The sequence below is a fragment of the Pseudomonas sp. DY-1 genome (assembly GCF_003626975.1).
Lineage (GTDB): Bacteria > Pseudomonadota > Gammaproteobacteria > Pseudomonadales > Pseudomonadaceae > Metapseudomonas.
Window position 1 is genome coordinate 406,499 of the sequence record NZ_CP032616.1, and the last position, 24,847, is coordinate 431,345.

23 protein-coding genes are annotated in these 24,847 nt (G+C 63.1%); 6 read left to right on the forward strand and 17 right to left on the reverse strand.

Annotated elements, in window-relative coordinates; all coding sequences use genetic code 11:
* Positions 1 to 14: 14 nt before the first annotated feature.
* The 11 genes from D6Z43_RS02145 to ccoN (D6Z43_RS02195) all read right to left on the reverse strand — a co-directional run bounded on the left by D6Z43_RS02145 (position 15) and on the right by ccoN (D6Z43_RS02195) (position 11,285).
* Positions 15 to 2,414 (reverse strand): heavy metal translocating P-type ATPase, encoded by a 2,400-nt coding sequence (locus D6Z43_RS02145; RefSeq protein WP_120650075.1) that lies wholly within the window; start codon positions 2,412 to 2,414, stop codon positions 15 to 17.
* 4 nt (positions 2,415 to 2,418) lie between these two features.
* Positions 2,419 to 2,916 (reverse strand): FixH family protein, encoded by a 498-nt coding sequence (locus D6Z43_RS02150; protein WP_120650076.1) that lies wholly within the window; start codon positions 2,914 to 2,916, stop codon positions 2,419 to 2,421.
* 14 nt (positions 2,917 to 2,930) lie between these two features.
* Positions 2,931 to 4,346 (reverse strand): cytochrome c oxidase accessory protein CcoG, encoded by a 1,416-nt coding sequence (gene ccoG, locus D6Z43_RS02155; RefSeq protein ID WP_120650077.1) that lies wholly within the window; start codon positions 4,344 to 4,346, stop codon positions 2,931 to 2,933.
* 135 nt (positions 4,347 to 4,481) lie between these two features.
* Positions 4,482 to 5,456 (reverse strand): cytochrome-c oxidase, cbb3-type subunit III, encoded by a 975-nt coding sequence (ccoP, locus tag D6Z43_RS02160; RefSeq protein ID WP_120650078.1) that lies wholly within the window; start codon positions 5,454 to 5,456, stop codon positions 4,482 to 4,484.
* Positions 5,453 to 5,641: a cbb3-type cytochrome c oxidase subunit 3 gene (locus D6Z43_RS02165; protein WP_120650079.1), complete on the reverse strand. Its 189-nt coding sequence runs from the start codon at positions 5,639 to 5,641 to the stop codon at positions 5,453 to 5,455. Before D6Z43_RS02165 ends, ccoP (D6Z43_RS02160) begins: the two co-directional genes overlap by 4 nt.
* Positions 5,642 to 5,647: 6 nt before the next feature.
* The gene (gene ccoO, locus D6Z43_RS02170) at positions 5,648 to 6,259 is read right to left on the reverse strand and encodes a cytochrome-c oxidase, cbb3-type subunit II (protein WP_120650080.1); all 612 of its coding nucleotides are present in this window, start codon (positions 6,257 to 6,259) and stop codon (positions 5,648 to 5,650) included.
* Complete coding sequence (gene ccoN, locus D6Z43_RS02175) at positions 6,259 to 7,698, reverse strand: cytochrome-c oxidase, cbb3-type subunit I (protein ID WP_120650081.1); 1,440 nt, start codon at positions 7,696 to 7,698, stop codon at positions 6,259 to 6,261. Before ccoN (D6Z43_RS02175) ends, ccoO (D6Z43_RS02170) begins: the two co-directional genes overlap by 1 nt.
* 435 nt (positions 7,699 to 8,133) lie before the next feature.
* Positions 8,134 to 9,069: a cytochrome-c oxidase, cbb3-type subunit III gene (gene ccoP / locus D6Z43_RS02180; protein ID WP_120650082.1), complete on the reverse strand. Its 936-nt coding sequence runs from the start codon at positions 9,067 to 9,069 to the stop codon at positions 8,134 to 8,136.
* Positions 9,066 to 9,233, reverse strand: coding sequence for a cbb3-type cytochrome c oxidase subunit 3 (locus D6Z43_RS02185; RefSeq protein ID WP_120650083.1), 168 nt, complete (start codon positions 9,231 to 9,233; stop codon positions 9,066 to 9,068). Before D6Z43_RS02185 ends, ccoP (D6Z43_RS02180) begins: the two co-directional genes overlap by 4 nt.
* Before the next feature lie 4 nt (positions 9,234 to 9,237).
* Positions 9,238 to 9,849 (reverse strand): cytochrome-c oxidase, cbb3-type subunit II, encoded by a 612-nt coding sequence (gene ccoO / locus D6Z43_RS02190; protein ID WP_120650084.1) that lies wholly within the window; start codon positions 9,847 to 9,849, stop codon positions 9,238 to 9,240.
* On the reverse strand, positions 9,849 to 11,285 hold the full coding sequence (gene ccoN / locus D6Z43_RS02195) for a cytochrome-c oxidase, cbb3-type subunit I (protein WP_120650085.1): 1,437 nt from the start codon (positions 11,283 to 11,285) through the stop codon (positions 9,849 to 9,851). The genes ccoO (D6Z43_RS02190) and ccoN (D6Z43_RS02195) overlap by 1 nt, the downstream gene beginning before the upstream one ends.
* A gap of 108 nt (positions 11,286 to 11,393) precedes the next feature.
* On the opposite strand from ccoN (D6Z43_RS02195), the gene D6Z43_RS02200 reads away from it, so the two are divergent.
* Positions 11,394 to 12,023, forward strand: coding sequence for an alpha/beta family hydrolase (locus D6Z43_RS02200; protein ID WP_120650086.1), 630 nt, complete (start codon positions 11,394 to 11,396; stop codon positions 12,021 to 12,023).
* A 39-nt stretch (positions 12,024 to 12,062) separates the two neighbouring features.
* Here D6Z43_RS02200 and D6Z43_RS02205 read toward each other — a convergent pair whose 3' ends face one another.
* Entirely contained in the window at positions 12,063 to 13,628 is a 1,566-nt protein-coding gene (locus D6Z43_RS02205) for a PAS domain-containing methyl-accepting chemotaxis protein (protein ID WP_120650087.1), read from the reverse strand.
* 220 nt (positions 13,629 to 13,848) lie between these two features.
* Positions 13,849 to 16,539 (reverse strand): aconitate hydratase AcnA, encoded by a 2,691-nt coding sequence (acnA, locus tag D6Z43_RS02210; protein WP_120650088.1) that lies wholly within the window; start codon positions 16,537 to 16,539, stop codon positions 13,849 to 13,851.
* 211 nt (positions 16,540 to 16,750) lie between these two features.
* On the opposite strand from acnA, the gene rlmM reads away from it, so the two are divergent.
* Positions 16,751 to 17,800 carry a 23S rRNA (cytidine(2498)-2'-O)-methyltransferase RlmM gene (rlmM, locus tag D6Z43_RS02215; protein WP_120650089.1) on the forward strand — a complete coding sequence of 350 codons (1,050 nt, stop codon included), beginning with the start codon at positions 16,751 to 16,753 and terminating at the stop codon, positions 17,798 to 17,800.
* A 50-nt stretch (positions 17,801 to 17,850) separates the two neighbouring features.
* On the opposite strand, the gene D6Z43_RS27760 is transcribed toward rlmM, so the two are convergent.
* Complete coding sequence (locus tag D6Z43_RS27760; RefSeq protein WP_162945792.1) at positions 17,851 to 18,018, reverse strand: hypothetical protein; 168 nt, start codon at positions 18,016 to 18,018, stop codon at positions 17,851 to 17,853.
* Between the two features lie 36 nt (positions 18,019 to 18,054).
* Complete coding sequence (locus D6Z43_RS02220) at positions 18,055 to 19,599, reverse strand: alpha/beta hydrolase (protein ID WP_120650090.1); 1,545 nt, start codon at positions 19,597 to 19,599, stop codon at positions 18,055 to 18,057.
* 167 nt (positions 19,600 to 19,766) lie between these two features.
* Between D6Z43_RS02220 and tusA the strand changes: the two genes are divergently transcribed.
* Positions 19,767 to 20,006: a sulfurtransferase TusA gene (gene tusA, locus D6Z43_RS02225; protein ID WP_077526325.1), complete on the forward strand. Its 240-nt coding sequence runs from the start codon at positions 19,767 to 19,769 to the stop codon at positions 20,004 to 20,006.
* The gene (locus D6Z43_RS02230) at positions 20,006 to 20,461 is read left to right on the forward strand and encodes a gamma-glutamylcyclotransferase family protein (RefSeq protein WP_120650091.1); all 456 of its coding nucleotides are present in this window, start codon (positions 20,006 to 20,008) and stop codon (positions 20,459 to 20,461) included. The genes tusA and D6Z43_RS02230 overlap by 1 nt, the downstream gene beginning before the upstream one ends.
* A gap of 43 nt (positions 20,462 to 20,504) precedes the next feature.
* On the opposite strand, the gene D6Z43_RS02235 is transcribed toward D6Z43_RS02230, so the two are convergent.
* The gene (locus tag D6Z43_RS02235; protein WP_120650092.1) at positions 20,505 to 21,890 is read right to left on the reverse strand and encodes an MATE family efflux transporter; all 1,386 of its coding nucleotides are present in this window, start codon (positions 21,888 to 21,890) and stop codon (positions 20,505 to 20,507) included.
* Between the two features lie 268 nt (positions 21,891 to 22,158).
* On the opposite strand from D6Z43_RS02235, the gene pdxB reads away from it, so the two are divergent.
* Complete coding sequence (gene pdxB / locus D6Z43_RS02240) at positions 22,159 to 23,301, forward strand: 4-phosphoerythronate dehydrogenase PdxB (RefSeq protein WP_120650093.1); 1,143 nt, start codon at positions 22,159 to 22,161, stop codon at positions 23,299 to 23,301.
* Between the two features lie 35 nt (positions 23,302 to 23,336).
* On the opposite strand, the gene D6Z43_RS27765 is transcribed toward pdxB, so the two are convergent.
* Positions 23,337 to 23,513 carry a PA1571 family protein gene (locus tag D6Z43_RS27765; protein WP_162945793.1) on the reverse strand — a complete coding sequence of 59 codons (177 nt, stop codon included), beginning with the start codon at positions 23,511 to 23,513 and terminating at the stop codon, positions 23,337 to 23,339.
* 192 nt (positions 23,514 to 23,705) lie between these two features.
* Here D6Z43_RS27765 and D6Z43_RS02245 point away from each other — a divergent pair, with 192 nt between their 5' ends.
* Positions 23,706 to 24,833, forward strand: a complete 1,128-nt coding sequence (locus D6Z43_RS02245) for an ATP-NAD kinase family protein (RefSeq protein ID WP_120650094.1) — start codon at positions 23,706 to 23,708, stop codon at positions 24,831 to 24,833.
* Positions 24,834 to 24,847: the final 14 nt, after the last annotated feature.

The following is a 24,847-nucleotide window of genomic DNA, read 5'->3' on the forward strand; positions in this document are numbered from 1 at the left end:
TGAAGATTCGTGGGTCAGGTGCGGGCCAGGCGCAGGGCGTTGACCACCACCAGCAGCGAGCTGACCGACATGCCGAAGGCAGCCCAGAGAGGGGTGATCCAGCCGAGGGCGGCGAAGGGCAGCACCAGACCATTGTACAAGGTCGCCCAGGCCAGGTTTTCAATGATGATGCGGCGTGTCCGCCGAGCCAGGGTGAACGCCTGGACAAGACTGTCTAGTCGGTTGGAAAGCAGCACGGCATCCGCGCTGGTCTTGGCCAGGTCGGTAGCGCTGCCCATGGCGACGCTGATATCCGCTCCAGCCAGGACCGGTACGTCGTTGACTCCGTCACCCAGCATCAGCACCTTGTGGCCGTGTTCATGGAGTTGGCGCAGCACTTCAAGCTTGGCATCCGGAGTCAGGCCGCCACGGGCATCTTCGATGCCCAGCTGGCGAGCGATGCCGTGCACCATGGGTGAACTGTCGCCGGACAGCAGCAGGAGTTTCCAGCCACGTTCGCGGCAGGCATCCAGCAGGGCAGGGGCGTCTTCCCGCAGACGATCGTCAAGGACGAACCAGGCCAGCGGCCCCTGTTCATCACCCAGCAATAGCCACTGCCCCTGGTTGCCGGGAATGTCGGGTGCCGCCGTGCGGCTGAGCTCAGCGACGAAACCGGGCTGACCGATGCGCAGTTGTCTATCGCCGACACGACCTTCCAGCCCGCGACCGGGCACGCTTTCTACTTGAGCGGCTGCTTGCGGAGCACGGCCGAAAGCACGGGCAATGGGGTGTTCTGAACGGTTCTCGAGGGCCGCGGCCAGACTCAGGCAGGCATCGCGATCCAGGTCTCCCAGAGGGTGGATGGCGCTCAGGGTCAGGCGGCCTTCGGTCAGGGTGCCGGTCTTGTCGAATATCACCGTGTCGATCTGGTTCAGCCCCTCCAGCACGTGGCCACGGGTCAGAAGCAGGCCGAGCTTGTGCAGGCTGCCTGTCGCGGTAGTCAGAGCGGTCGGGGTGGCCAGGGCCAAGGCGCAGGGGCAGGTGGCTACCAGCAGGGAAAGCACAACCCAGAAGGCGCGATCCGGATCGATCTCCCACCATACGATACCGACAATAGCGGCAGCTGCGAGCACGATCAGCAGGAACCACTGGGCAACCTTGTCGGCTACTTCGGCCAGGCGCGGCTTGTCCGCCTGGGCGCGTTCCAGCAGACGGACTATGGCTGAGAGACGGGTATCGTCGCCCAGCGCTTGGACTTCGATGGTGAGCGGACCTTCGACGTTCAGGGTGCCGGCGGTTACCGCATCGCCTTCGCCGCGTGGATGGGGCAGGTATTCACCAGTTAGCAGGGACTCGTCGACGCTCGACTGACCGGACAGGATCTGGCCATCGGCTGGCAGCAGGGCGCCCGGGGGGACCAGCACGCGATCACCGGTCTTCAGTTCGCTGAGCAGGATGCGCTCGCTATGTCCTGTCTCGTCCAGACGCAGGCAGGAGGCTGGCAACAGGTTGACCAGTTGCGCGGTGGCCGCAGCGGTGCGCTCCCGAGCGCGGCGCTCCAGGTAGCGGCCTGCCAGCAGGAACAGGGCGAACATTCCCACGGCATCGAAGTACAACTCTCCGATGCCGGTCACCGTGGACCAGATGCCCGCAACGTAGGCACCGCCGATGGCCAGTGAGACGGAAACGTCCATGGTCAGGTGGCGAGTGCGCAGATCGCGCAGGGCTCCGCGGAAGAACTGGCCGCAGCAATAGAAGACGATTGGCGTGGTCAGGAACAGGCTGACCCAGCGCAGGATGGTATCCAGCTCGGGTGAGAGGTCGATATTGAATTCCGGCCAGGTCGCCATAGCGGCCATCATCACCTGCATCCAGAGCAGGCCGGCGACACCGAGCTGGCGCATGGCGCGCCGGTTCTCGCTGGCGAGGTGTACGGCGGCTTCGTCGGCCTTGTAGGGGTGACCGGCGTAACCGATCTTGCGCAGCTCTTTCAGCAACTGGCTCAGTGGCAGTTGGCTGTCGGACCAACGCACTTGCAGGCGATGGTTGGACAGGTTGAGGTTGGCCTCGGCAACACCCGGTAGAGCCTTCAGGTGTTTTTCGATCAACCAGCCACAGGCGGCGCAACTGATACCTTCGATCAACAGGCAGGTCTCGCTCAGTTCGCCCTGGTGCTGCACGAAGGGCTGTTGCACTTCGGCACGGTCGTAGAGGGCCAGCTCGTCAGGTAGCTCGCGGGGCAGGGCGTCGGGATTGGGGGCAGTGTCGCTGCGGTGGTGGTAGTAGTTCTCCAGGCCGCCGGCGACGATGGCTTCGGCCACGGCCTGGCATCCCGGGCAACACATGGCCCGCGTCTCTCCCAGCACGCGGGCCTCGAAACGGCTGCCGGCCGGAACCGGCAAACCACAGTGGTAGCAGGGAAGCGGTGCGCTCATGCGCTTATTCGCCGAGGCGGATAACGCTGCCCTTGTCGAGGGTTTCTTCCTCGAACAGACGCCAGTCCTGGCCCTGCTCCTGGCCGATCAGTTCGACGAAGCGACGGCCGTTGACCGGATCCTGAAGATGGCCGCGGTATTGGCCGTCGGCCTGGGGCTGTAGCACGACGCGGCGATCTTTCTCCGGCTGGGTAGGGGAGAGCAGGCTCAGTACCAGTTGTTGCGGACGGCTTTCGCCCACGAGTTGCAGCGCGACTTCGCCGCTGCCTTCGTCGATTTTCAGGCTGGCTTGCATGCCAAGCTGCGTGGCCAGGTTCTCACGCTCCAGCGAGGTGTTGATACCCTTGCCGACTTCGTAATAGTTGTCAGCGACCAGGCTCGGCGGGTTACGTGTGGCAATCACCAGCATGGTGGTGCCTAGGACCACCGATGTGCCGAGGATGGCGAGGATGAACCACGGCCAAGGCTGTTTGTACCAGGGGCTGGGAGTGTCGGACTGCATGGGTCTTCCGTTTGCTAGCGGACGCTTGGGCCGATGAAGCGGCTGTCTGCGTCGGTCTTGATACTGGGGTCATCCGCGCTGTGGACGCGGAAGAGGATCTTGTTGGTGCTGGACGGCAGCTGGTCGGGCTCGATGGACAGTTCCACCGGTACCGAGAGCACTTCGCCGGCGTCGGCGCGGACTTCGCGCTTGCCTTCGTAAACCAGTCCATCGAGGCCTTCGGCATCAATGACGAAGGTCTGATCGACCTGTGCCTTGTTCATGATCTTCAGGGTGTAGACGTTCTCGATGCGCCCCTGCTCGTTCTCGCGGAACAACACGCGGTCCTTGATTACGTCCAGTTCAACCAGGGAGCGGATGGCTACGGCGTAGGCAAAAAGGCCGATCATGGCAACGAGGGCGATAGCGTAACCGATCAGACGTGGGCGCATCAGATGGGTTTTCTGGCCATTCAGGTTGTGCTCAGTCGTGTAGCTGATCAGCCCTTTCGGGTAGTTCATCTTTTCCATGATGCTGTCACAGGCGTCGATGCAGGCGGCACAGCCGATGCACTCGATCTGCAGTCCATCACGGATGTCGATACCAGTGGGGCAGACCTGAACGCACATGGTGCAGTCGATGCAGTCACCCAGGCCCTGGGCCTTGTAGTCGAGGCCCTTCTTGCGTGGGCCACGAGACTCGCCACGGCGCGGATCGTAGGAAACGATCAGGGTGTCCTTGTCGAACATCACGCTCTGGAAGCGTGCGTAGGGGCACATGTAGATGCACACCTGTTCGCGCAGCCAGCCAGCGTTGCCGTAGGTGGCGAAGGTGAAGAACGCGATCCAGAAGTAGGCCCAGCCGCTGGCAGAGCCGGTGAAGAAGTCGATAACCAGGTCGCGGATGGGGGTGAAGTAGCCGACGAAGGTCAAGCCGGTGGCGAAGCCGATCAGCAACCAGAGGCCGTGCTTGGCTGACTTGCGCAGAAGCTTCTGGCCGCTCATGGAGGCCTTGTCGAGCCTCATGCGCTGGTTACGGTCACCCTCGGTGACTTTCTCGCACCACATGAAGATCCACGTCCAGACACTCTGGGGGCAGGTGTAGCCGCACCAGACGCGTCCAGCGAAGACGGTAATGAAGAACAGGCCGAAGGCACAGATGATCAACAGCCAGGAGAGAAGGACGAAGTCCTGTGGCCAGAAAGTGGCGCCGAAGATGTAGAACTTGCGCTCTGGCAGGTTCCACCAGACAGCCTGGCGGTCGTTCCAGCTGAGCCAGACGGTACCGAAGTAGAGCAGGAAGAGGAAGGCTCCGCCGGTCATCCGAAGGTTGCGGAACAGGCCAGTGAAGGCTCGGGTGTAGATCTTTTCGCGGCTGGCGTACAGGTCGGTGGTTTCACCGCCCTTGGCCGGGGGAGGGGTGACGTTCTTGACGGGAATCTGTTCGCTCATCGTTCTCATACCACGGCGGTTGTCGGCGCCCTGACCAGTACATGGCCGGTCGGAGTCTTTCTGCCCGCTATATATGGTACGCCTGATAGCGGCCTGCCATGTGCGACAGTGCGTCGCGCATGGCAGGCGAGGGTATTACTTGGTTTCAGCTTCTGCAGCAGGTTTCTGCGACAGGCTGTACACGTAGGCAGCCAGCAGGTGCACCTTGTCGTTACCGAGGATTTGCTCCTGGGCCGGCATGGTGCCTTGGCGACCATAGCGGATGGTCTGTTGCAGCTGGGCGTAGCTGCTGCCGTAGATGAAGGCGCTCGGGTGGGTCAGGTTCGGAGCGCCCATCGCCGGGGTGCCTTTGCCTTCCGGACCGTGGCAGGCCACACAGTTGGCAGCGTAGATGGCTTTACCGGCTTCCGGATCAGCCTTCACGTCCTTCGGCAGATCGCGACCGTGCAGGGTCACGCGCAGGAAGGCAGCAACGTCGCGTACGCCCTGGTCGCCGACGACTTCACCCCAGGCTGGCATCACGCCGTGGCGGCCACCCATGATGGTGGTCTTGATGGTGGCGGCTTCGCCACCCCAGCGCCAGTCTTGGTCGGTGAGGTTCGGGAAACCGTAGGCGCCCTTGGCGTCGGAGCCATGGCACACGGAGCAGTAGGACGCGAACATGCGGCCGCCCATTTTCAGGGCTTTCGGGTCCTGGGCCACTTCCTCGATCGGCATGGCAGCGTACTTGGCGAAGATCGGACCGTATTCCTTATCGGCCTTGTCCATCTCCTTTTCCCACTGGTGAACGCCAGTCCAGCCGGTCTGGCCGTTGGCGAAAGGCTTGCCGTCGGTTACTTCGTTGTAACCGGGGAAGATGCCTTTCCAGTTGCCCATGCCCGGGTACATGATCAGGTAGCCGACGGCGAAGATCAGGGTGCCGACGAACAGCATGAACCACCACTTGGGCAGCGGGTTGTCATATTCCTCGATGCCGTCGAAAGCATGGCCGACGGTTTCTTCGGTGCTTTCCTGGCGCTGGCCACGACGGGTGGCGAAGATCAGCCAGGTCAGCGCTACCAGCGTGGCGCTGGTGAGCAGGGTTACATACCAACTCCAGAACGAAGTCATTCTTTGTTACTCCTAGAATCTTGCTCGTCGCGCTCGGAGGATTTGGGCGGCTCATCCGCGAAGGGCAGGTTGGCAGCTTCGTCGAAGCTGCTTTTGCGCTTGCTGCTGTAGGCCCAGAGCACGACGCCGATGAAGGCGACGAAGACAACGAAGGTACCTATGCCGCGGAGAGTCCCGATATCCATCTTGCGTTACCGTTTGTTCTTGATAGAGGTGCCCAGGCCTTGCAGGAACGCGACCAGCGCGTCCATCTCGGTCTTGCCTTTGACTGCCGCCTTGGCGCCGGCGATGTCTTCGTCGGTGTAGGGCACGCCCAGCTTGCGCAGAGCTTCCATCTTGTCAGCGGTGTGCTTGCCGTCGAGCTTGTTCTCAACCAGCCAGGGGTAGGCGGGCATCTTCGATTCCGGCACTACGTTGCGCGGGTTGTACAGGTGCGCACGTTGCCAGTCATCGGAGTAGCGGCCGCCAACGCGTGCCAGGTCCGGGCCGGTACGCTTGGAGCCCCACAGGAAGGGGTGATCCCAGACGCTTTCGCCAGCGACGGAGTAGTGGCCGTACCGCTCGGTTTCGGCACGGAACGGACGGACCATCTGCGAGTGGCAGCCAACGCAACCTTCGCGGATGTAGATGTCACGGCCTTCAAGTTCCAGCGCTGTGCGCGGCTTCATGCCTTCCACAGGAGTGTTGGTGACGTCCTGGAAGAACAGCGGCACGATCTGCACGAGGCCGCCAATGCTCACGGCAATGACCATGAACAGGGCCAGCAGGCCGATGTTCTTCTCAACTAATTCGTGTTGCTTCATTAGTGAGCTCCTTGCGGGATCTGCGCAGCGGCGTCGTATTCAGCCGGCTTCGCAGCACGTACGGTGCGATAGGTGTTGTAGGCCATCAGCAGCATGCCGGCTACGAAGAAGGCGCCGCCGATCATGCGCACCAGGTAACCCGGGTGGCTGGCTTCCAGCGCTTCGACGAAGGAGTAGGTGAGGGTGCCGTCTTCGTTGACCGCACGCCACATCAGACCCTGGGTGATGCCGTTGACCCACATGGAGGCGATGTACAGAACGGTACCGATGGTAGCCAGCCAGAAGTGGGCGTTGATCAGGCCAACACTGTGCATCTGCTCGCGGGCGAACACCTTCGGAATCAGGTGGTACAGCGAACCGATGGAGATCATCGCTACCCAGCCGAGGGCGCCGGCGTGTACGTGGCCGATGGTCCAGTCGGTGTAGTGGGAAAGGGCGTTGACGGTCTTGATGGCCATCATCGGGCCTTCGAAGGTGGACATGCCGTAGAAGGCCAGGGATACCACCAGGAAGCGCAGGATGGGGTCGGAACGCAGCTTATGCCAGGCGCCGGACAGGCTCATCATGCCGTTGATCATGCCACCCCAGCTCGGGGCCAGCAGGATCAGGGACATGGCCATGCCCAGGGACTGGGCCCAGTCCGGCAGGGCGGTGTAGTGCAGGTGGTGCGGACCAGCCCAGATGTACAGGGTGATCAGCGCCCAGAAGTGCACGATGGACAGGCGGTAGGAGTAGATCGGACGCTCCGCCTGCTTCGGTACGAAGTAATACATCATCCCCAGGAAGCCGGTGGTGAGGAAGAAGCCCACGGCGTTATGGCCGTACCACCACTGGATCATGGCGTCGGTCGCGCCGGCGTACATGGAGTACGACTTGAAGGCGTAGACCGGCATTTCCATGCTGTTGACGATGTGCAGCATGGCGGTAACCAGGATGAAAGCGCCGAAGAACCAGTTGCCCACGTAGATGTGCTTGGTCTTGCGCTTGATGATGGTTCCGAAGAAGACGACGCAGTAGGTGATCCAGACGATACCCAGGAGGATGTCGATCGGCCACTCCAGTTCAGCGTATTCCTTGGAGGAGGTGTAACCCAGCGGCAGGGTGATGACTGCCAGCACAATCACGGCTTGCCAGCCCCAGAAGGTGAAGGCGGCCAGACTATCGGATACCAGACGGGTCTGGCAGGTGCGCTGCACCACATAGTAGGAAGTGGCGAAGAGTGCGCATCCGCCGAAGGCGAAGATCACCGCGTTGGTATGCAGGGGACGCAGGCGGCCGAACGAAGTCCAGGGAAGGTTCAGGTTGAGTTCCGGCCACACGAGTTGTGCGGCGATGAACACGCCTAGACCCATCCCTATGACCCCCCAGATCACCGTCATAATGGCGAACTGGCGGACCACCTTATAGTTATAAGCAGTCTGACTGATTGCTGTGCTCATGCTAGGGGTTCCACGGTTAATGGAGTTTTTTGGGGACAAAAAATCGGCGGCAAGTATGGAGAAAGAGGGTAGCCATTGCAACGACACAAGCCGACACAATCCGGGCTGAGAGGCCCACTGGACAAGGATTTGCGGCTGTGCTGGCGACTCTTTTCGACTTGCCGTCGACGCCAGGGGTGTTGCGTGGCTGGAGGGATCGCCTTGGAGTTGTGACAAGTAGCGACTGAAAAGCAGCTTAGTCGATGTCAAATGGGCGAGGGTGCTACTGGTCGGAGAGGTGCGACACTGGGTCGCACTATATAAAGGAAGGGGTGGACACTTCCCTGTGTCCCAGGTACCCGGCTCAGGGTGCCTTTTTGCGCGGCATGCAGTTCGGCCTTGCGGCCTGGCTGCCAGGTTGGAGCGGCGCTTCCTTGCACCACCCCAGCTTTCCTATTACTTGATCGCTAACTCTTGGTCCTTTCGGGACAGGCTGTAGATGTAAGCAGCGAGTACATGGACCTTGTCCTGGCCCAGGTACTCTTGCTGTGCGGGCATCTGGCCATTGCGGCCGTGGCGAATGGTCTGTTGCAGTTGGGCGAGGCTCGAGCCGTAGATCCAGCCGGCCGGGTGAGTCAGGTCAGGCGCCCCCATGGCTTCAGTGCCCTTGCCTTCGGCGCCATGACAGGCAACGCAGGTACTCGCGAAGAGTGCCTTGCCGGCTTCCGGGTCAGCCTTGGTGCCTTCCGGCAGATTCAAGCCTGCCAAGTCCTGTCGCACATAGGCAGCGACGTTCTTCACGCCTTCGTCACCCAGCACTTCGCCCCAGGCCGGCATGGCAGCGATGCGACCATGGAGAATGGTCGTTTTGATGGTTTCCGCTTCGCCTCCCCAGCGCCAGTTGTTGTCGGCGAGGTTCGGGAAACCCATGGCGCCTTTGGCATCCGAGCCATGGCAGATCGAGCAATAGGTGGCGAACAGGCGTCCGCCCATCTTCATCGCCTGCGGGTCCTGGGCTACTTCTTCGATGGACATGGCCGAGTAGCGGGCGAAGATCGGTCCGTACTGTTGTTCGGCCTTGTTCACTTCGCGCTGCCATTGGCCCTCCTGGGTCCAGCCTTCGGCGTAACCGGGGAACAGGCCTTTCCAGTTCCCCAGGCCCGGGTACATGACCAGGTAGCCGACGGCGAAGATCAGGGTGCCGACGAACAGCAGGAACCACCACTTGGGTAGAGGGTTGTCATATTCCTCGATGCCGTCGAAGGCGTGTCCCATGGTCTTATCGGTGGTGCCCTTGGACTCGCCCCTGCGGGTGGCGAAGATCAGCCAGAGCAGTGCCAGCAAGGTGAATATGGTGAGCAGGGAGATGTACCAGCTCCAGAAAGTGGTCATGCGCGATTGCTCCTAGAATCGTTCCGGTCATCGTCGGCGAAGGGCAGATTGGCAGCCTCGTCGAAGCTGGCCTTGCGTTTCCCGCTGTAGGCCCAGCAGATCACTCCGAGGGTGGCGATCAGCACCAGCAGGGTGCCAAGGCCACGCAGGGTTCCGATGTCCATGGACTTACCTCTTGCTTTTCAGGCTGGTCCCCAGTACCTGCAGGTAGGCGACCAGGGCGTCCATTTCGGTCTTGCCCTTGACCGCAGCCTGGGCGCCCGCGACGTCTTCGTCGCTGTAGGGCACGCCGAGGGTCTGCATGGCGCGGACCTTGGCGGCCGTGTCTTTGCCGTCCAGGGTGTTCTCCACGAGCCAAGGGTAGGCGGGCATCTTCGATTCCGGCACTACGTTGCGCGGGTTGTACAGGTGGGCACGGTGCCAGTCGTCCGAGTAGCGGGCACCAACACGGGCCAGGTCCGGGCCGGTACGCTTGGAGCCCCACAGGAAGGGGTGATCCCAGACACTTTCGCCTGCAACGGAGTAGTGGCCGTACCGCTCGGTTTCGGCACGGAACGGACGGATCATCTGCGAGTGGCAGCCAACGCAGCCTTCGCGGATGTAGATGTCACGGCCTTCCAGTTGCAGGGCGGTGTAGGGCTTCATGCCTTCCACTGGTGTGTTGGTCACGTCCTGGAAGAACAGCGGCACGATCTGCACCAGGCCGCCGATGCTGACCGCCAGGATCATGAACAGCGCCAGGAGACCGACGTTCTTTTCGAGTTTCTCGTGCTGTTTCATCAATGGGCTCCTTGCGGGATCTGCGCAGCAGCGTCGTATTCGGCGGGCTCGGAGGCCTTCACGGTGCGCCAGGTGTTCCAGGCCATGAGGAACATGCCGCTAAAGAAGATGGCGCCGCCGATCACTCGTACCACGAAGCCGGGGTGGCTGGCTTCCAGCGCTTCGACGAAGGAGTAGGTGAGGGTGCCGTCTTCGTTGACCGCGCGCCACATCAAGCCCTGGGTGATGCCGTTCACCCACATGGAGGCGATGTACAGAACGGTACCGATGGTGGCCAACCAGAAATGGGCGTTGATCAGGCCGGTGCTGTACATCTGCTCGCGACCGAACACCTTCGGAATCAGGTGGTACAGCGAGCCGATGGACACCATTGCGACCCAGCCGAGGGCGCCGGCGTGTACGTGGCCGATGGTCCAGTCGGTGTAGTGGGACAGCGCGTTGACGGTCTTGATGGCCATCATCGGGCCTTCGAAGGTGGACATGCCGTAGAAGGCCAGGGATACCACCAGGAAGCGCAGGATGGGGTCGGAACGCAGCTTATGCCAGGCCCCGGAGAGGGTCATCATGCCGTTGATCATGCCGCCCCAGCTCGGGGCCAGCAGCACCAGGGACATCACCATGCCAAGGGACTGGGCCCAGTCCGGCAGGGCGGTGTAGTGCAGGTGGTGCGGACCAGCCCAGATGTAAACCGCGATCAGTGCCCAGAAGTGCACGATGGACAGGCGGTAGGAGTACACCGGGCGCTCGGCTTGCTTGGGCACGAAGTAATACATCATCCCCAGGAAGCCAGCGGTGAGGAAGAAGCCCACGGCGTTGTGGCCGTACCACCACTGGATCATGGCGTCGGTGGCTCCCGAGTAAAGCGAGTAGGACTTGGTCAGGGTGACCGGGATTTCGAGGTTGTTCACCAGGTGGAGGATGGCGACGGTGAGGATGAAGCCACCGAAGAACCAGTTGCCCACGTAGATGTGTTTGGTCTTGCGCTTCACCACGGTCCCGAAGAAGACGATGGCGTAGCTGACCCAGACAATGGTGATCAGAATGTCGATCGGCCATTCCAGCTCGGCGTATTCTTTCGAGCTGGTCCAGCCCATCGGCAGGCTGATCGCGGCCAGCACGATCACCAGTTGCCAGCCCCAGAAGGTGAAAGCGGCAAGCTTGTCGGAAATCAGGCGGGTCTGGCTGGTACGCTGAACGGCGTAGTAGCTGGTGGCGAATAGAGCGCATCCGCCAAATGCGAAGATCACTGCGTTGGTGTGCAGTGGGCGCAATCGGCCGAAGCTCGTCCAGGGAAGGTTGAAGTTTAGTTCCGGCCAGGCCAATTGTGCGGCAATGAGAACGCCGAGCCCCATCCCGACTATTCCCCAAACCACCGTCATGATGGCGAATTGGCGGACCACCTTGTAGTTATAGGCGGTACTGCTTGCTGTGCTCATTTTATGGGCTTCCGTCCACGGTTTTTGGATTGCGCGGCAAGCATGGTGAAAGCCCATTTGGAGGCTATTGATCTGGATCAATCGCCCATATTCGACGGAGAAGTCTGAATGCTTTTGTGGAACAGGCCTGAAGGCCCGGCTTCGCACACCTTGATCCTGGCCCATGGCGCCGGGGCCCCCATGGATAGCCCGTTCATGGATGACATGGCGCAAAGGCTTGCCGCGCGCGGTGTTGCAGTGGCCCGCTTCGAGTTTCCCTACATGGCCGCACGACGCGAAGATGGCCGTCGCCGACCACCGAATCCCCAGCCCCAGCTACTGAACTGCTGGCGGGAGGTTCACGCCCTCGTGCGACAGCAAGTCACAGGGCCCCTGGCCATAGGCGGCAAGTCCATGGGAGGGCGGATGGCCAGCCTGCTGGCCGATGAGCTGGGCGCTCCCGCGCTGGTCTGCCTGGGATATCCATTCCATGCCGTAGGCAAGGCGGACAAACCCCGTGTGGCCCATCTGGCTGACCTGAAAACTTCGACGCTGATCCTCCAGGGTGAGCGTGACCCCATGGGCGATCGTCTGACAGTGGCGGGGTACGGCCTGTCGGATGCCATTGGCATGCACTGGCTGGCAGCAGCGGACCACGACTTGAAGCCCCTCAAGGCGTCGGGCCTGACCCATGAGCAGCACCTGGACACGGCTGCAGATGCGGTCGCGGCCTTCCTGTCCGGGGTGTGCAAGCCCTGAAATGAAGAGGGGCGCCATCTGGCGCCCTTCCTGGTTGCTTCAACGATTGAACCTGTCCACCAGGGAGTACTGACCCTGTGCCGTGTGGGTGAGTTCCTCGCTGAGCAACGCCGTGCGTTGAGCCTCTCCAGAGGTTTGGTCGGCCAGTTGGGCGATGCTGCTGATGCTCTGGTTGATCTGCTCGGCCACTGCGCTCTGTTCTTCCGTTGCTGCAGCGATCTGGTCAGCCATGTCCGCGATGTTTGCCACCGCCTCGCTGATGCCCACCAGCGCCTGGTCGGCCTGGAGCACGCGCTCAACGCCTTCGTCTGCCTGGCGACGACCGTTTTCCATGGTATGCACGGCCTCCTCGGCGGTCTTCTGCAGTTGGGCGATCAATTGATGGATCTGCCCCGTGGATTCCGCAGTGCGCTGGGCCAGTTGGCGTACCTCGTCGGCGACGACTGCAAAGCCGCGGCCCATTTCACCTGCCCGCGCGGCCTCGATTGCGGCGTTCAGTGCCAGCAGGTTGGTTTGGTCGGCGATGCCTTTGATCACATCCACGACACCACCGATCTCGTTGCTGTCCTGGGCCAGGCGCGTGACGGTTTCGCCGGTCTCGCCCACAGATTGTGAGAGGCGCTGGATGGCCTCGCGGGTTTCAGCGGCGATGTTGCGGCCCTGGCTGGTCAGGCGGTTGGCCTCCTGGGTGGCATCGGCGGTGCGCTGCACATTGTTGGCCACTTCCTGGGTGGTGGCGGCCATCTGGTTCACCGCGGTGGCCACCTGTTCGGTTTCCACGCGTTGGCGCTCCAGCCCTTCGGAGCTGTTGTGGGCCAGGGTGTCGGCCTCTCGAGCCTGCTGGGTCAGGTGTTCCGCGGTGTCCTGTAGACGCGTCAGGCAGGTCTTAAGGCGTGCTTCCTGGCTGAGCATGGCCATTTCCAGGCGCGCCTGGACGCCTCGGCTGTCGGTATACATCTGAGCGATCAGCGGGTCCGAGGTGGTTTGCTCGGCCAGGTGCAACAGGCGCTTGATTCCGCGGTTCTGCCAGGCGAGTCCAGTCAGGCCCAGCGGTACAGAAAGCAGTGCGGCGAGGAGGAAGCCCCAGTGGGAGTTCAGCCAGGCGCCGATCAGGAAACCGACCTGGCTGATGAGGATGAAGGGCAGCCAGTCCTGGAGTACTGGCAACCACTTGTCACGGCTGGGGATGGCCGCCTTGCCGGTGTTCAGGCGCTGGTAGAGGGCTTCGGCGCGACGCACTTGTTCAGCTGTGGGTCTGATCCGTACGGACTCGTAGCCAGTGACTTGGTTGCCTTCGAATATGGGTGTGACGTAAGCATTCACCCAGTAGTGGTCGCCATTCTTGCAGCGATTCTTCACGACTCCCATCCATGGGCGACCCTTCTTCAGGGTGGTCCACATATGGGCGAACACGGCGGGCGGTACGTCAGGGTGACGCACCAGGTTGTGTGGGGAGCGAAGCAGTTCGTCGCGGCTGTATCCGCTGATCTCGACGAACGCCTCGTTGACATAGGTGATGACGCCCTTGCTGTCCGTAGTGGAAATCAGGCGCTGTTCGACTGGGAAACTGCGTTCCCGCTGGGTGATGGGCTGATTGTTTCTCATGGTTTCCTTCCGCAAGGCTTACAGCTTCTATCGGCATCTGCGCCCTAAGGTTGAGCCTTTTATTTTGGGCGCCAGTCTACCCGGATTGCGGATCCGACTGCCCGATTGCCTTGCGGGAGCGGTTCGATTACCCCGCTCGCCCAGGCACTGGGGCAGGGGCCAAGGCCCCGGAGAGCAAGGTGCTCAGCTTCCGGGGCTTTGTGCAGACGCGTTGGGCGTGTCAGCCGGCGAGCATCTGTCGCAGCACGTAGTGAAGGATGCCGCCGGCCTTGAAGTACTCCACTTCATTCAGGGTATCGATGCGGCAGAGCAGTTCGGTTCGGTCCTTCGAACCGTCCTCGCGGGTGACTTCCAGGATGAGGTCCATGTGCGGGCGCAGGCTGGCGCTATCCAGGCCACTGATGGCCAGGGTTTCCTTGCCGGTAAGGTTGAGCGTCTTGCGATCCTGGCCGTTCTTGAATTGCAGCGGCAGCACGCCCATGCCCACGAGGTTGGAGCGGTGGATGCGCTCGAAACTCTCGGCGATGACTGCCTTGATCCCCAGTAGGTTGGTGCCCTTGGCGGCCCAGTCGCGGGAGGAGCCGGTGCCGTATTCCTTGCCGGCGACTATCACCAGCGGCGTGCCTTCGGACTGGTAGCGCATGGCGGCGTCGTAGATGGCCAACTTCTCGCCACTGGGCACGTGCAGGGTGTTGCCGCCTTCCTCGCCGCCGAGCATCTCGTTGCGGATGCGGATATTGGCGAAGGTCCCGCGCATCATCACTTCATGATTTCCGCGCCGTGAACCGTAGGAGTTGAAGTCCGCCGGAGCCACACCATGCTCGCGCAGGTAACGCCCGGCCGGACTGTCGGCCTTGATATTGCCGGCGGGCGAGATGTGGTCGGTGGTCACCGAGTCGCCCAGCAGGGCGAGGATGCGTGCCTGGCGAACGTCCTCCACCTTCGGCGGTGCGCCGGTAATATCAGCGAAGAAGGGTGGGTGCTGTATGTAGGTTGAGTCGGCCTGCCAGGCATAGGTGTCGGACTCCGGTACCGCTATCGATTGCCACTTCTCGTCGCCGGTGAAGACTGCGGCGTACTCCTTGCGGAACATCGCGGTATCCACCTTCTGGATAGCTGCGGCGATTTCCTGCTGGCTCGGCCAGATGTCCTTGAGGTAGACCGGTTGACCATCCCCGCCCACGCCAAGGGGCTGGCTGGCGAGGTCCAGGCGCACGCTGCCGGCCAGAGCGTAGGCAACCACGAGGGGCGGAGAGGCGAGCCAGTTGGCTTTTACCAAGGGGTGCACCCGGCCCTCGAAGTTGCGGTTGCCGGACAGCACCGAGGCGACGGTGAGGTCCGCTTGCTGGATGGCTTGCTCGATGGGCTCCAGCAGGGGGCCGGAGTTGCCGATGCAGGTGGTGCAGCCGTAACCCACCAGGTTGAAGCCGAGCTGGTCCAGGTAGGGCGTGAGGCCGGCAGCACGAAAATACTCGGTCACCACCTTGGAGCCGGGTGCAAGTGAGGATTTGACCCAGGGCTTTCGGCTCAGGCCCTTTTCCACCGCCTTTTTCGCGACCAGACCGGCGGCCATCATCACGCTGGGGTTGGAGGTGTTGGTGCAGGAGGTGATGGCGGCGATGACCACGGCGCCGTCTTCCAGGTCGAATCGCTCGCCGTCATCCAGCGTCACGCTGACGCTTCCAGCGACTGTGGTGCCGGCCGGCTTGAGCTGTAGGTCCAGCAATTCGCTGAACGCCGCGGGCACATTGGGTAGAGGCACGCGGTCCTGCGGGCGTCGGGGACCGGCCAGGCTGGCCTCGACGCTGCCGAGATCCAGCGACAGCGAATCGGTGAATACCGGTTGATGGCCCGGTTCCCGCCACAGACCCTGGACCTTGCTGTAGGCCTCCACCAATTGCACGGTTTCCTCCGGCCGGCCGGACAGGCGGAGGTAACCCAGGGTGATGTCGTCCACCGGGAAGAAGCCGCAGGTGGCGCCGTACTCCGGGGCCATGTTGGCGATGGTGGCGCGATCGGCCAGGGGGAGGTCGGCCAGGCCGTCACCATGGAATTCGACGAATTTTCCCACGACGCCTTTCTTGCGGAGCATCTGCGTGACGGTGAGCACCAGGTCGGTTGCGGTAATGCCTTCACGCAGCTTGCCGGTGAGTTTGAATCCGATCACCTCGGGAATCAGCATCGACACCGGCTGGCCGAGCATGGCTGCCTCCGCTTCGATGCCACCAACCCCCCAGCCGAGCACGCCCAGGCCGTTGATCATGGTGGTGTGGGAGTCGGTGCCGACCAGAGTGTCCGGGAAGGCATAGGTGAGCCCGTCTTCTTCACGGGTCCAGACCGTGCGGGCAAGGTATTCGAGGTTGACCTGATGGCAGATGCCAGTGCCCGGAGGCACCACGCTGAAGTTGTCGAAGGCTCGCTGACCCCAGCGGAGGAAGGCATAGCGTTCGCCGTTGCGCTGCATCTCGATCTCGACGTTCTGCTCGAAGGCCATCTGGGAGGCGAAGCGGTCCACCATCACCGAGTGGTCGATCACCAGATCCACCGGCGAAAGCGGGTTGATCCGCTGTGGGTCGCCACCTGCTGCGGCCACGGCGGCGCGCATGGCGGCGAGGTCGACAACTGCGGGAACCCCGGTGAAGTCCTGCATCAGCACGCGCGCGGGGCGGTACTGGATTTCGCGATCCGAGCTGCGCGGACCCAGCCAGTCCGCCATTGCCTTGAGATCGGCGGCACTGACCGTTTCGTCGTCCTCCCAGCGCAAAAGGTTTTCCAGCAGCACCTTCATCGACATGGGCAGTCTGTCGATCGCGCCTAGGCGCTTGGCTGCCTCGGGCAGGCTGAAGTAGTGGTAGGTCTTGCCGGCGATTTCCAGGCTGCGGCGGCAGTTCAGGCTATCCAGGGAAGGCATCGGGATTACTCCTTGAGGCCCACACGGCATGGGCCGGCTGCTCGTACGGAAGCTAAAACCCTAGCTCTGCTTGGCGGGTCTTGCCATTTCAGCCGACCGTCAGGTGGAAATAGGGTTCCCCTGTGGCTGTATCCGGCTGTAGGAAATTACTTCCTGGGCTGTGTGAAAACGGATGGTGCGCAACTATAGTGCGCGCCCAGGAGGAAACCCGATGAACACCTTGCTGTTGCACTGCCGCCCCGGTTTCGAGGGCGAGGTCTGCGCCGAAATGACCGATCACGCCGCCCGCCTCGATGTGGCCGGTTACTCCCGGGCCAAGCCGCAGAGCGCCTGCGCCGAATTCGTCTGCAGCGAGCCCGGTGGCGCCGAACGGCTGATGCGCAAAGTGCGCTTCAGTCAGTTGATCTTCCCGCGTCAGTGGGCGCGTGGTGAGTACGTCGACCTACCGGAAACCGACCGCATCGGCGTGCTGCTGGAGGCGCTGGCCGCTTACCCGGTGTGCGGCAGTCTCTGGCTGGAGGTGCTGGACACCAACGACGGCAAGGAGCTGTCGACTTTCTGCCGCAAGTTCGAGAAACCCTTGCGTGCCGCACTGACCAAGGCCGGCAAACTCAAGGACGATCCGCAGCTGCCACGACTGCTGCTGACTTTCCGCAGCGGCCGTCAGGCTTTCGTCGGCCTGGCCGAGTCGAACAACTCGGCGCTCTGGCCGATGGGTATCCCGCGCCTGAAATTTCCCAGAGAGGCCCCGAGCCGCTCCACCCTCAAGCTGGAGGAAGCCTGGCACCAGTTCATCCCGCGTAACCAGTGGGATGCACGCCTGGCGCCGGGAATGACGGCCGTCGACCTGGGCGCCGCGCCGGGTGGCTGGACCTGGCAACTGGTGCAGCGGGAAATCAAGGTCACCGCCGTCGACAACGGTCCTATGGCGGAAAGCCTTATGTACTCCGGCTTCGTCGAGCATCAACGCGCCGATGGTTTCACCTTCAAGCCGCGCCGGCCGGTTAACTGGATGGTGTGTGACATCGTTGAAAAACCCGCCCGCACCGCCGCGATGATCGAGACCTGGCTCGGCGAGGGCTGGTGCCAGGAGGCCGTGGTCAACCTCAAGCTGCCGATGAAGCAGCGCTATGCCGAAGTGCAGAAGTTGCTGGCGCGTATCGAGGCGGGCATGAAGGGCAGGGGCCTGAAGGTGTCCATCGACTGCAAGCAGCTCTATCACGACCGCGAGGAAGTGACGTGCCATCTGCGCAGGCTGTAGGGCCAGTTCCAGATTCGGGCGTCCTCTTGTAGGGGGGAGTGAATTCACCCCTACAGTTCCATCCGCTCCACCCAGTAACTCTGCTTGTGCCCTCGCGCCTGATACTCCGCCATCAGCTGTTCGGCTTCATCGCGGCGCAGCCCGGCACGCAAAACGAATACGTTGCCGTTTTCATCCAGCCGCTTGACGCACCAGTTGCGTTCAGGGGATTCAGGCATGGCGAGCTCCCGCAAAGCTCCATGCTGCACCGCCTTTCACTGGCTGGCGAGCGGTGCATCCAGGGGTAATAGCGGCGGCAGGCTGACGAGGCCTTTTAACGTCGTCACGCGCAGACTCCAGGAACTGTTGAACAGGTACTGGCCGCTGAAACCACTGACCTGCAGGCCCAGTTCATCGCCGGGCTGGAGCAGGGCGCTGGAGGCAGCGAGGTCCACCTGGCGAGCATTGATCGGAGTGCTCTGTTCGCTGAGTGCTTCTAGCTTTCCGCCGACACGTCTTACCGCCAGCGAAGCGAACAGCAGTGGCGCATCGGCTTTGCGATCCAACTCCAGGTGCACGCTGCCCACCAATCCGCTGGCTACGTCGACTTTGCGCAGGGGAATGAAGCTGGATGGTCTGAGCCAGCCGCTGGTCAGCGGTCGGATTCGAGTTTCCGGCAGGGGCTGCGGCGCTCCAGCCTGGGGAAGCTGATTCAGCGCCAGTCCATGGTCAAGGTCGAGACTGAGACAGAGATTCGGCACGCTGTCAGCGGCCCCTGGCCGCCCACGCAGCTTGTCCTCGTACCAGGCGACCACCGCCTGATAGAGGTTGATGGCGCGATCGCCACAATGCAGGACCGGCTCGTTGTTGAACGGCGGCAGGCCGCTCCAGCGCTGAAGCGGGGGTGGCAGGATGTGCCCACCCTGCATCCCCAGCAGGCGCACATCGGCCTCACCTTTGTGCAGGCATTCGCGGATGGCCAGGCCCTGGTCGAGCGGGAAAAGCGTGTCCCGCATTCCCTGAATCAGCAGCGCGTCGGCATGGGGGCGCTGGCCGCGCTGGCAATAGCTCGCGAGGCTGTGTGCCTTGAGCTCGGCCTGTACCTGGGGCGTCATCTCACCGCTTGCGCTTCTCAAGTAAGGGGCCTGGGTGAACTTGCCCAGGTCGTAGCCAGTGGCAAGGCCGAGGCCTAGCAATACGCCGGTCCAACCCACTTTCATGTGTCCGCCTGGTGCCAGGGCCTCGGACAAGTCGTACCAGGTGGCGATGGGGACGATGGCGTTGATGCGCGGATCTTCCGCCGAGGCCAGCAATTGCACGGCGCCGCCATAGCTTTCGCCCAGCATGCCGACACGTGGGTCACCAGGGCCGTCCATGCTCAGGCGCGGCAGATGGCTGACGGCCCAGTCGATGACGGCAAGTGCATCCTGTACCTCGTAGCGCGGGTCCATCATCTGGATGTTGCCGTCACTGCCGCCCCAGCCGCGCTGGTCGTAGCTGATCACCCAGAAACCCGCGCGCCAGGCCTTGAGCGCGGCACGTCCGGACATCATCTGCTGACCATAAAAACCCTCCGGCCCGGTCACCCTCCATCCACCCCAGCCGTGGGTGTGCACCACCAACGGGGCCTGTTCACCCGGTTTGAGGGCGGGTTGAAATACGGTGGCGGAAAGCCGCGTGCCGTCGCGGGCGGTGATGACGGTCTCGAAGTGCGTGGCGGGCAGCTCGCGGTCGGCAAGGGCGCTGAAGTCGGGGAGCTGTTCGCGGGCGGCGCAGCCGCCGAGTAGGAGGAGGGCGAGTAGCAGGTTGGCGAGGCGCATCGGAGGACCGCTGGCAGGAATTATCGCCTCAGCTTGCCCGAGTGGCCGGTGTGGAGGAGCCTATCCAAGGTTGTGCAACGCTGTGGCCGGACGTCGCAGCAAGGGCCTCAAGGCTGGGCGGGAAACCGGCTTTGCGCCACAATAGCCGCCAGTTTTCGGAGTGCCCCATGTCCCAACAGCCTGATGCCATTCTTGATGCCACCGGCCTGAACTGCCCAGAGCCAGTGATGATGCTGCACAACAAAGTGCGCGATCTGCCGGCTGGCGGCCTGCTCAAGGTCATCGCCACCGACCCGTCCACGCGCCGTGACATCCCGAAGTTCTGCGTCTTCCTCGGTCATGAGCTGCTGGACCAGTCGGAAGAAGCCGGTACCTACTTCTACTGGATTCGCAAGAAGTCCGACTGATGTCTTTCTACTTCGCCTACGGTTCGAACATGAATCTGGCGCGCATGCGCAGTCGTGGCCTCGCATTCAGCGAAGCTCTCGCCGGGCGCCTGGAGGGCTATGCCCTGTGCTTCAACAAGCGCGACCATGACCGTCCCGGTCGTTCCTACGCCAACATTCGCTACCAGCGGGGCGGGGTGGTAGAGGGTGTGCTCTACCGTCTGGAGCACGAGGATGAGATCTGGAAGATGGACCCCTTCGAGGGCACGCCGATCTTCTATAGTCGCGAACGCATGCCAGTGGTCACCGCCGGGGGCGTGCAGCCTGCCTGGGTCTATGTGGCCAATCCGTCGATGCGCGAGGACGGTCTGTGGCCGACCCGCAGCTACCTGGAGCACCTGCTTGCCGGCCGCGAATTCCTGACCCCTGCATACTGGGAAGACCTGGCCGCCGTCCCGGCTCATCCAGACGAGTGAAAGTTCCGCTGCAAGGAAAAGGGCCGCTTGAAGCGGCCCTTTATCATCTGCTGCGAATCCTCGCGCGCGCACTGCGCGCCAGTCGCAGGCTGAGCAGCAGAGCCGCGCAGGTCAGACCTACGACCAGGCCCTGCCAGAGCCCTTTGGGGCCGCTGGGCTGGCCCAGCCAGTTGGATAGCCCGAGCGCATAGCCCACGGGTAGGCCGATTCCCCAGTAGGCGAACAGCGTGATGATCATGGTCGCGCGGGTGTCCTGATAGCCGCGCAGGGCGCCGGCCGCGGCAACCTGGATGGCATCGGAGAACTGGAACAGCGCCGAGTAGACGATCAGCATTGCGGCCACGGCGATCACCTGCGGGTCGGGGGAGTACATCTTCGCGATCAGCTCACGGCACAGCAGCATCAAGCTGGCCGAGATACAGGCGTAGGCCAGCGCAGTACCGATGCCAATACCTGCCGCGAAGCGTGCCGCCCGCGGATCGCCACGGCCCAGGGCCTGGCCGACGCGCACGGTGACGGCCATCGCCAGCGCATAAGGGATCATGAAGATCAGCGCACTGAAATTCAGAGCGATCTGGTGACCGGCGACCACGGTGGCGCCCAGTCCTCCGATCAGAAGGGCGATCACGGCGAAGATGCTCGACTCGGCGAAGACGGCGATGCCGATGGGAACGCCCACCGATAGCAGGCGTTTGATCAGCGACAGTTGCGGCTTGTCGAAGCGCTCGAACAGCTTGCTCGGTTTGTACGTCGGGGCGCGGGTCACCCAGGTCAGCATGCCCAGCAGCATGAACCACATCACCATGCCGCTGGCCCAGCCGCAGCCGACCCCGCCCAGTGCGGGCATGCCGAAATGGCCATAGATCAGGATGTAGTTCAGCGGAATGTTCAGCAGCAGTCCGCAGATGCCCAGCACCATGCTTGGACGAGTGCGGCCAAGGCCATCGCTGAAGCAGCGCAGTACGTAGTAGAGCGCCACGGCGGGGAAGCCGAAGGCGATACCGTGCAGGTAGCCCATGGCAGGATCGATCAGTTCCTGGTCCACGCCCATCAGCTCGAGCACCGGGCGCGCATTGACCAGCAACAGGGCGCCGCTGAGACCCACTGCCAAGGCCAGCCAGAGGCCCTGGCGCACCAGTGGGCCGATCTCTTCCTGCTTGCCGGCGCCAAAACGCTCGGCAACCTTGGCGGTGGTGGCAAGGAGGATGCCGGTCATCAGGAGGAAGACCGGGATCCAGATGGAGTTGCCGAGTGCCACGGCGGCGAGGTCGCGAGGGCTGACGCGACCGGCCATGACGGCATCGACGAAGCCCATGGCGGTGTTAGAGAGCTGGGCGATCATGATTGGCGCCGCCAGCTTGAGCAGCGCGCGCAGTTCCGTGCTGGCGCGGCTGAAACGGGTTTCTGCGTTGTTCACTGAGAGTTCCATATCGATAAGGCGTCCTCCGGGCGTGCCGGTGGTGTCCATGCTGAGAGTGGCTGAAAGGGATCTGGACATTGCCTGGTCGCGACGGGCTCGCGACGGTTCACTATCCCAGCCTTTGCAGGAGAGGCTGCCGGCGGAACGGGACGTGGAGGCTGAGGGGGCCTTAGTCTACGCCCTGACGCAACGGTCAGAAAAGAGGGACAGCGGATTGCCGTTTGGGCGTAGGACTGGGTGATTGCGTAGAATAGCGGTCTCTCTGCAGGAGCCTGCCATGCGAATTGTTGCCGACGAAAACATCCCCCTGGTCGACGCCTTCTTCGGCGCCCTGGGTGAAATCCGCCGCCTGCCGGGTCGCGCCATCGATGCGGCCGCCCTTGCCGACACCGATCTTCTGCTGGTGCGCTCGGTGACCCGCGTCGATCGCGCGCTCCTGGCCGGCAGTCCGGTGCGATTCGTCGGCACCTGCACCATCGGTACCGACCATCTCGACCTTGAGTATTTCGCTGAAGCGGGCATCGCCTGGTCCAGCGCGCCCGGCTGCAATGCCCGCGGCGTGGTCGACTATGTGCTGGGCAGTTTGCTGCTACTGGCCGAGGACGAAGGCGTTCGACTCGCCTCGCGTACCTTTGGCGTCGTGGGGGCCGGCCAGGTGGGTGGGCGCCTGGTGGAGGTATTGCGCGGCCTCGGTTGGCGGGTGCTGGTTTGCGATCCGCCTCGCCAGACGGCTGAGAGCGGCGACTTCGTCGATCTGGAGACCATCCTCCGCGAGTGCGATGCGATCAGCCTGCACACACCGCTGGACAATGGTGGTGATCACCCGACCCATCATTTACTGGACGCTGAGCGGCTGGAGCGTCTGCGGCCAGGCGCGTGGCTGGTCAATGCCAGCCGGGGTGCGGTGGTCGACAACCGCGCATTGCGTGGCCTGCTGGGGCGTCGCCAGGATCTGCGGGCGGTCCTGGACGTCTGGGAAGGCGAGCCTCTGGCTGATATGGAACTGGCACACCTGTGTCGTATCGCCACGCCCCACATTGCCGGCTACAGCCTCGACGGCAAGCTGCGTGGTACCGCGCAGATCTATCAGGCGTGGTGCCGCTTCAGCGGCCAGGCGGAAAGTGTGCGACTGGACGAGCTGCTGCCGACGCCCTGGCTGGGGGAGCTGACCCTGGACGCCAGCAGCGACCTCGACTGGGCCCTGGCGACCCTGTGCCGGGCCGTGTACGACCCGCGCCGCGACGACGCGGACTTCCGACGTAGCCTCGTAGGTGACGAGCACCAGCGCCGAGCCGCCTTCGATGCGCTGCGCAAGCACTATCCGGTGCGACGGGAAATCGACGGGTTACGGGTACGTTTGACGGGAGAAGCGCCGCGGTTGGCGGAAATCGTCCGGGCGCTGGGGGCCGAGCTGGTTTAGATGACGGGCCCGGGATTGCCCCGGGCCCAGGCGCTTCAGGCCTGTCTCCGCTCGGATGCCAGCTGCTTGTGAAGCTCCTGGCAGGCACGCTGGATCATGATTTCGGTAATCGGAATCTCACGGCCTTCGGCGTCGATTATCGCGCCGCCGACGGGACGACGCGGTTGCAGCGGGATCACGCGGCTATCGGAAGTGCTGTCGTGCAAGCTCATGGCCTGTCTCCTCATTCAGGTGTTGCGCGCAGTCTAGGTAGAGCATATGAACGCGCGGTGACAGTCGGCGCGAAGGGTGCGCCGGAAAAACGAAAGACCAGAAAACACTAGCAGCGAATATGCCAACTGCGAGCGTCCTGGTCCTGGTGGATGGACCCCCTGCGTGGGGCGAGAGTTCAGTACGAGGTAAGCATGTCCCTGTTCCACATGGGTCTGATCATCAACCCGCTGGCCGGCCTGGGTGGCCCAGCGGCGCTCAAGGGTAGCGACGGGGTCGCCGCCGAAGCCCTGGCCAGAGGCGCCGAGCCCCGGGCGGCGGCGCGTACGCGTCTCGCGCTGGAGTGCCTGTTGCCGCTTGTCGGGCGCATTCAGTTCATTACGTTCCCCGGCCCGATGGGCGCCGACCTGCTGGCCGAGATGGGCTTTTCCCACCGCGTGCTTGGGCATCTAGATGGCCCGATGACTTGCGCCGATGACACGCGCCACGCCGTCGAGGCCCTGCAGGCGGCCGGCGTGGCCGTGATTCTTTTCGCGGGCGGTGACGGTACCGCGCGTGATGTCAGCGCGGCGGTTCGTGACGATCAACCTGTGCTGGGCATTCCCGCTGGGGTGAAGATCCACTCCGGCGTCTATGCCATCAGCCCGCGTGCCGCCGGGGAATTGGCGCGGCGATTGGTGGAAGGTGGCCTCGTTCGTCTGGCCAGTGGCGAGGTGCGTGACCTGGACGAGACAGCGCTGCGCGACGGCAAGGTGGCGGCGCGCTGGTACGGCGAATTGATGGTGCCGGTGGAAGGGCACTACATGCAGCACGTCAAGCAAGGCGGCATGGAGTCGGAAGAGCTGGTGCTGGTGGAGCTCGCCGACTGGCTGAATGACAGCTGGGAAGAGGGCGTGCGCTACGTGTTCGGGCCGGGCTCGACGCTCCATGGCCTGGCCGACAACCTGGGCCTGGAGACGACTCTGCTGGGCGTCGATGTGATCGAGAGCGGCGTGGTAATCGCCCGTGACGTGACCGAAGCGCAACTGTTCGAATTGGTGGACGGGCATCCCACGCGGCTGCTGGTCACCGCCATCGGCGGCCAGGGCCATATCATCGGCCGCGGCAACCAGCAGATCAGCCCGAGGGTTCTGCGTGCCATTGGCCTTGAGCACCTCCGGGTAGTAGCCACCAAGCGCAAGCTCGGCACCTTGGAAGGCCGCCCATTGCTTGTGGACAGCGGCGATCCAGCACTGGACGACGCTTTCCCAGATGTGGTTCGTGTCTGGGCCGGTTACAAGGAAGAATTGCTCTACCCACTCGGTTGGGGCGACGAGGGCTGACGCCGCTCACCGGT

What these genes read in the sequence shown, in the direction of transcription:
- D6Z43_RS02145 (WP_120650075.1), bottom strand. Translation starts at nt 2,414, where the DNA reads ATGAGCGCACCGCTTCCCTGCTACCACTGTGGTTTGCCGGTTCCGGCC.
- D6Z43_RS02205 (WP_120650087.1), bottom strand. Translation starts at nt 13,628, where the DNA reads ATGAGAAACAATCAGCCCATCACCCAGCGGGAACGCAGTTTCCCAGTC.
- pdxB (WP_120650093.1), top strand. Translation starts at nt 22,159, where the DNA reads ATGCGAATTGTTGCCGACGAAAACATCCCCCTGGTCGACGCCTTCTTC.
- D6Z43_RS02220 (WP_120650090.1), bottom strand. Translation starts at nt 19,599, where the DNA reads ATGCGCCTCGCCAACCTGCTACTCGCCCTCCTCCTACTCGGCGGCTGC.
- ccoP (WP_120650082.1), bottom strand. Translation starts at nt 9,069, where the DNA reads ATGACCACTTTCTGGAGCTGGTACATCTCCCTGCTCACCATATTCACC.
- D6Z43_RS02245 (WP_120650094.1), top strand. Translation starts at nt 23,706, where the DNA reads ATGTCCCTGTTCCACATGGGTCTGATCATCAACCCGCTGGCCGGCCTG.
- ccoN (WP_120650085.1), bottom strand. Translation starts at nt 11,285, where the DNA reads ATGAGCACAGCAAGCAGTACCGCCTATAACTACAAGGTGGTCCGCCAA.
- D6Z43_RS02200 (WP_120650086.1), top strand. Translation starts at nt 11,394, where the DNA reads ATGCTTTTGTGGAACAGGCCTGAAGGCCCGGCTTCGCACACCTTGATC.
- D6Z43_RS27760 (WP_162945792.1), bottom strand. Translation starts at nt 18,018, where the DNA reads ATGCCTGAATCCCCTGAACGCAACTGGTGCGTCAAGCGGCTGGATGAA.
- ccoG (WP_120650077.1), bottom strand. Translation starts at nt 4,346, where the DNA reads ATGAGCGAACAGATTCCCGTCAAGAACGTCACCCCTCCCCCGGCCAAG.
- D6Z43_RS02235 (WP_120650092.1), bottom strand. Translation starts at nt 21,890, where the DNA reads ATGGAACTCTCAGTGAACAACGCAGAAACCCGTTTCAGCCGCGCCAGC.
- D6Z43_RS02185 (WP_120650083.1), bottom strand. Translation starts at nt 9,233, where the DNA reads ATGGACATCGGAACCCTGCGTGGCCTTGGCACCCTGCTGGTGCTGATC.
- acnA (WP_120650088.1), bottom strand. Translation starts at nt 16,539, where the DNA reads ATGCCTTCCCTGGATAGCCTGAACTGCCGCCGCAGCCTGGAAATCGCC.
- rlmM (WP_120650089.1), top strand. Translation starts at nt 16,751, where the DNA reads ATGAACACCTTGCTGTTGCACTGCCGCCCCGGTTTCGAGGGCGAGGTC.
- D6Z43_RS02165 (WP_120650079.1), bottom strand. Translation starts at nt 5,641, where the DNA reads ATGGATATCGGGACTCTCCGCGGCATAGGTACCTTCGTTGTCTTCGTC.
- tusA (WP_077526325.1), top strand. Translation starts at nt 19,767, where the DNA reads ATGTCCCAACAGCCTGATGCCATTCTTGATGCCACCGGCCTGAACTGC.
- D6Z43_RS27765 (WP_162945793.1), bottom strand. Translation starts at nt 23,513, where the DNA reads ATGAGCTTGCACGACAGCACTTCCGATAGCCGCGTGATCCCGCTGCAA.
- ccoO (WP_120650084.1), bottom strand. Translation starts at nt 9,849, where the DNA reads ATGAAACAGCACGAGAAACTCGAAAAGAACGTCGGTCTCCTGGCGCTG.
- ccoO (WP_120650080.1), bottom strand. Translation starts at nt 6,259, where the DNA reads ATGAAGCAACACGAATTAGTTGAGAAGAACATCGGCCTGCTGGCCCTG.
- ccoN (WP_120650081.1), bottom strand. Translation starts at nt 7,698, where the DNA reads ATGAGCACAGCAATCAGTCAGACTGCTTATAACTATAAGGTGGTCCGC.
- ccoP (WP_120650078.1), bottom strand. Translation starts at nt 5,456, where the DNA reads ATGACTTCGTTCTGGAGTTGGTATGTAACCCTGCTCACCAGCGCCACG.
- D6Z43_RS02150 (WP_120650076.1), bottom strand. Translation starts at nt 2,916, where the DNA reads ATGCAGTCCGACACTCCCAGCCCCTGGTACAAACAGCCTTGGCCGTGG.
- D6Z43_RS02230 (WP_120650091.1), top strand. Translation starts at nt 20,006, where the DNA reads ATGTCTTTCTACTTCGCCTACGGTTCGAACATGAATCTGGCGCGCATG.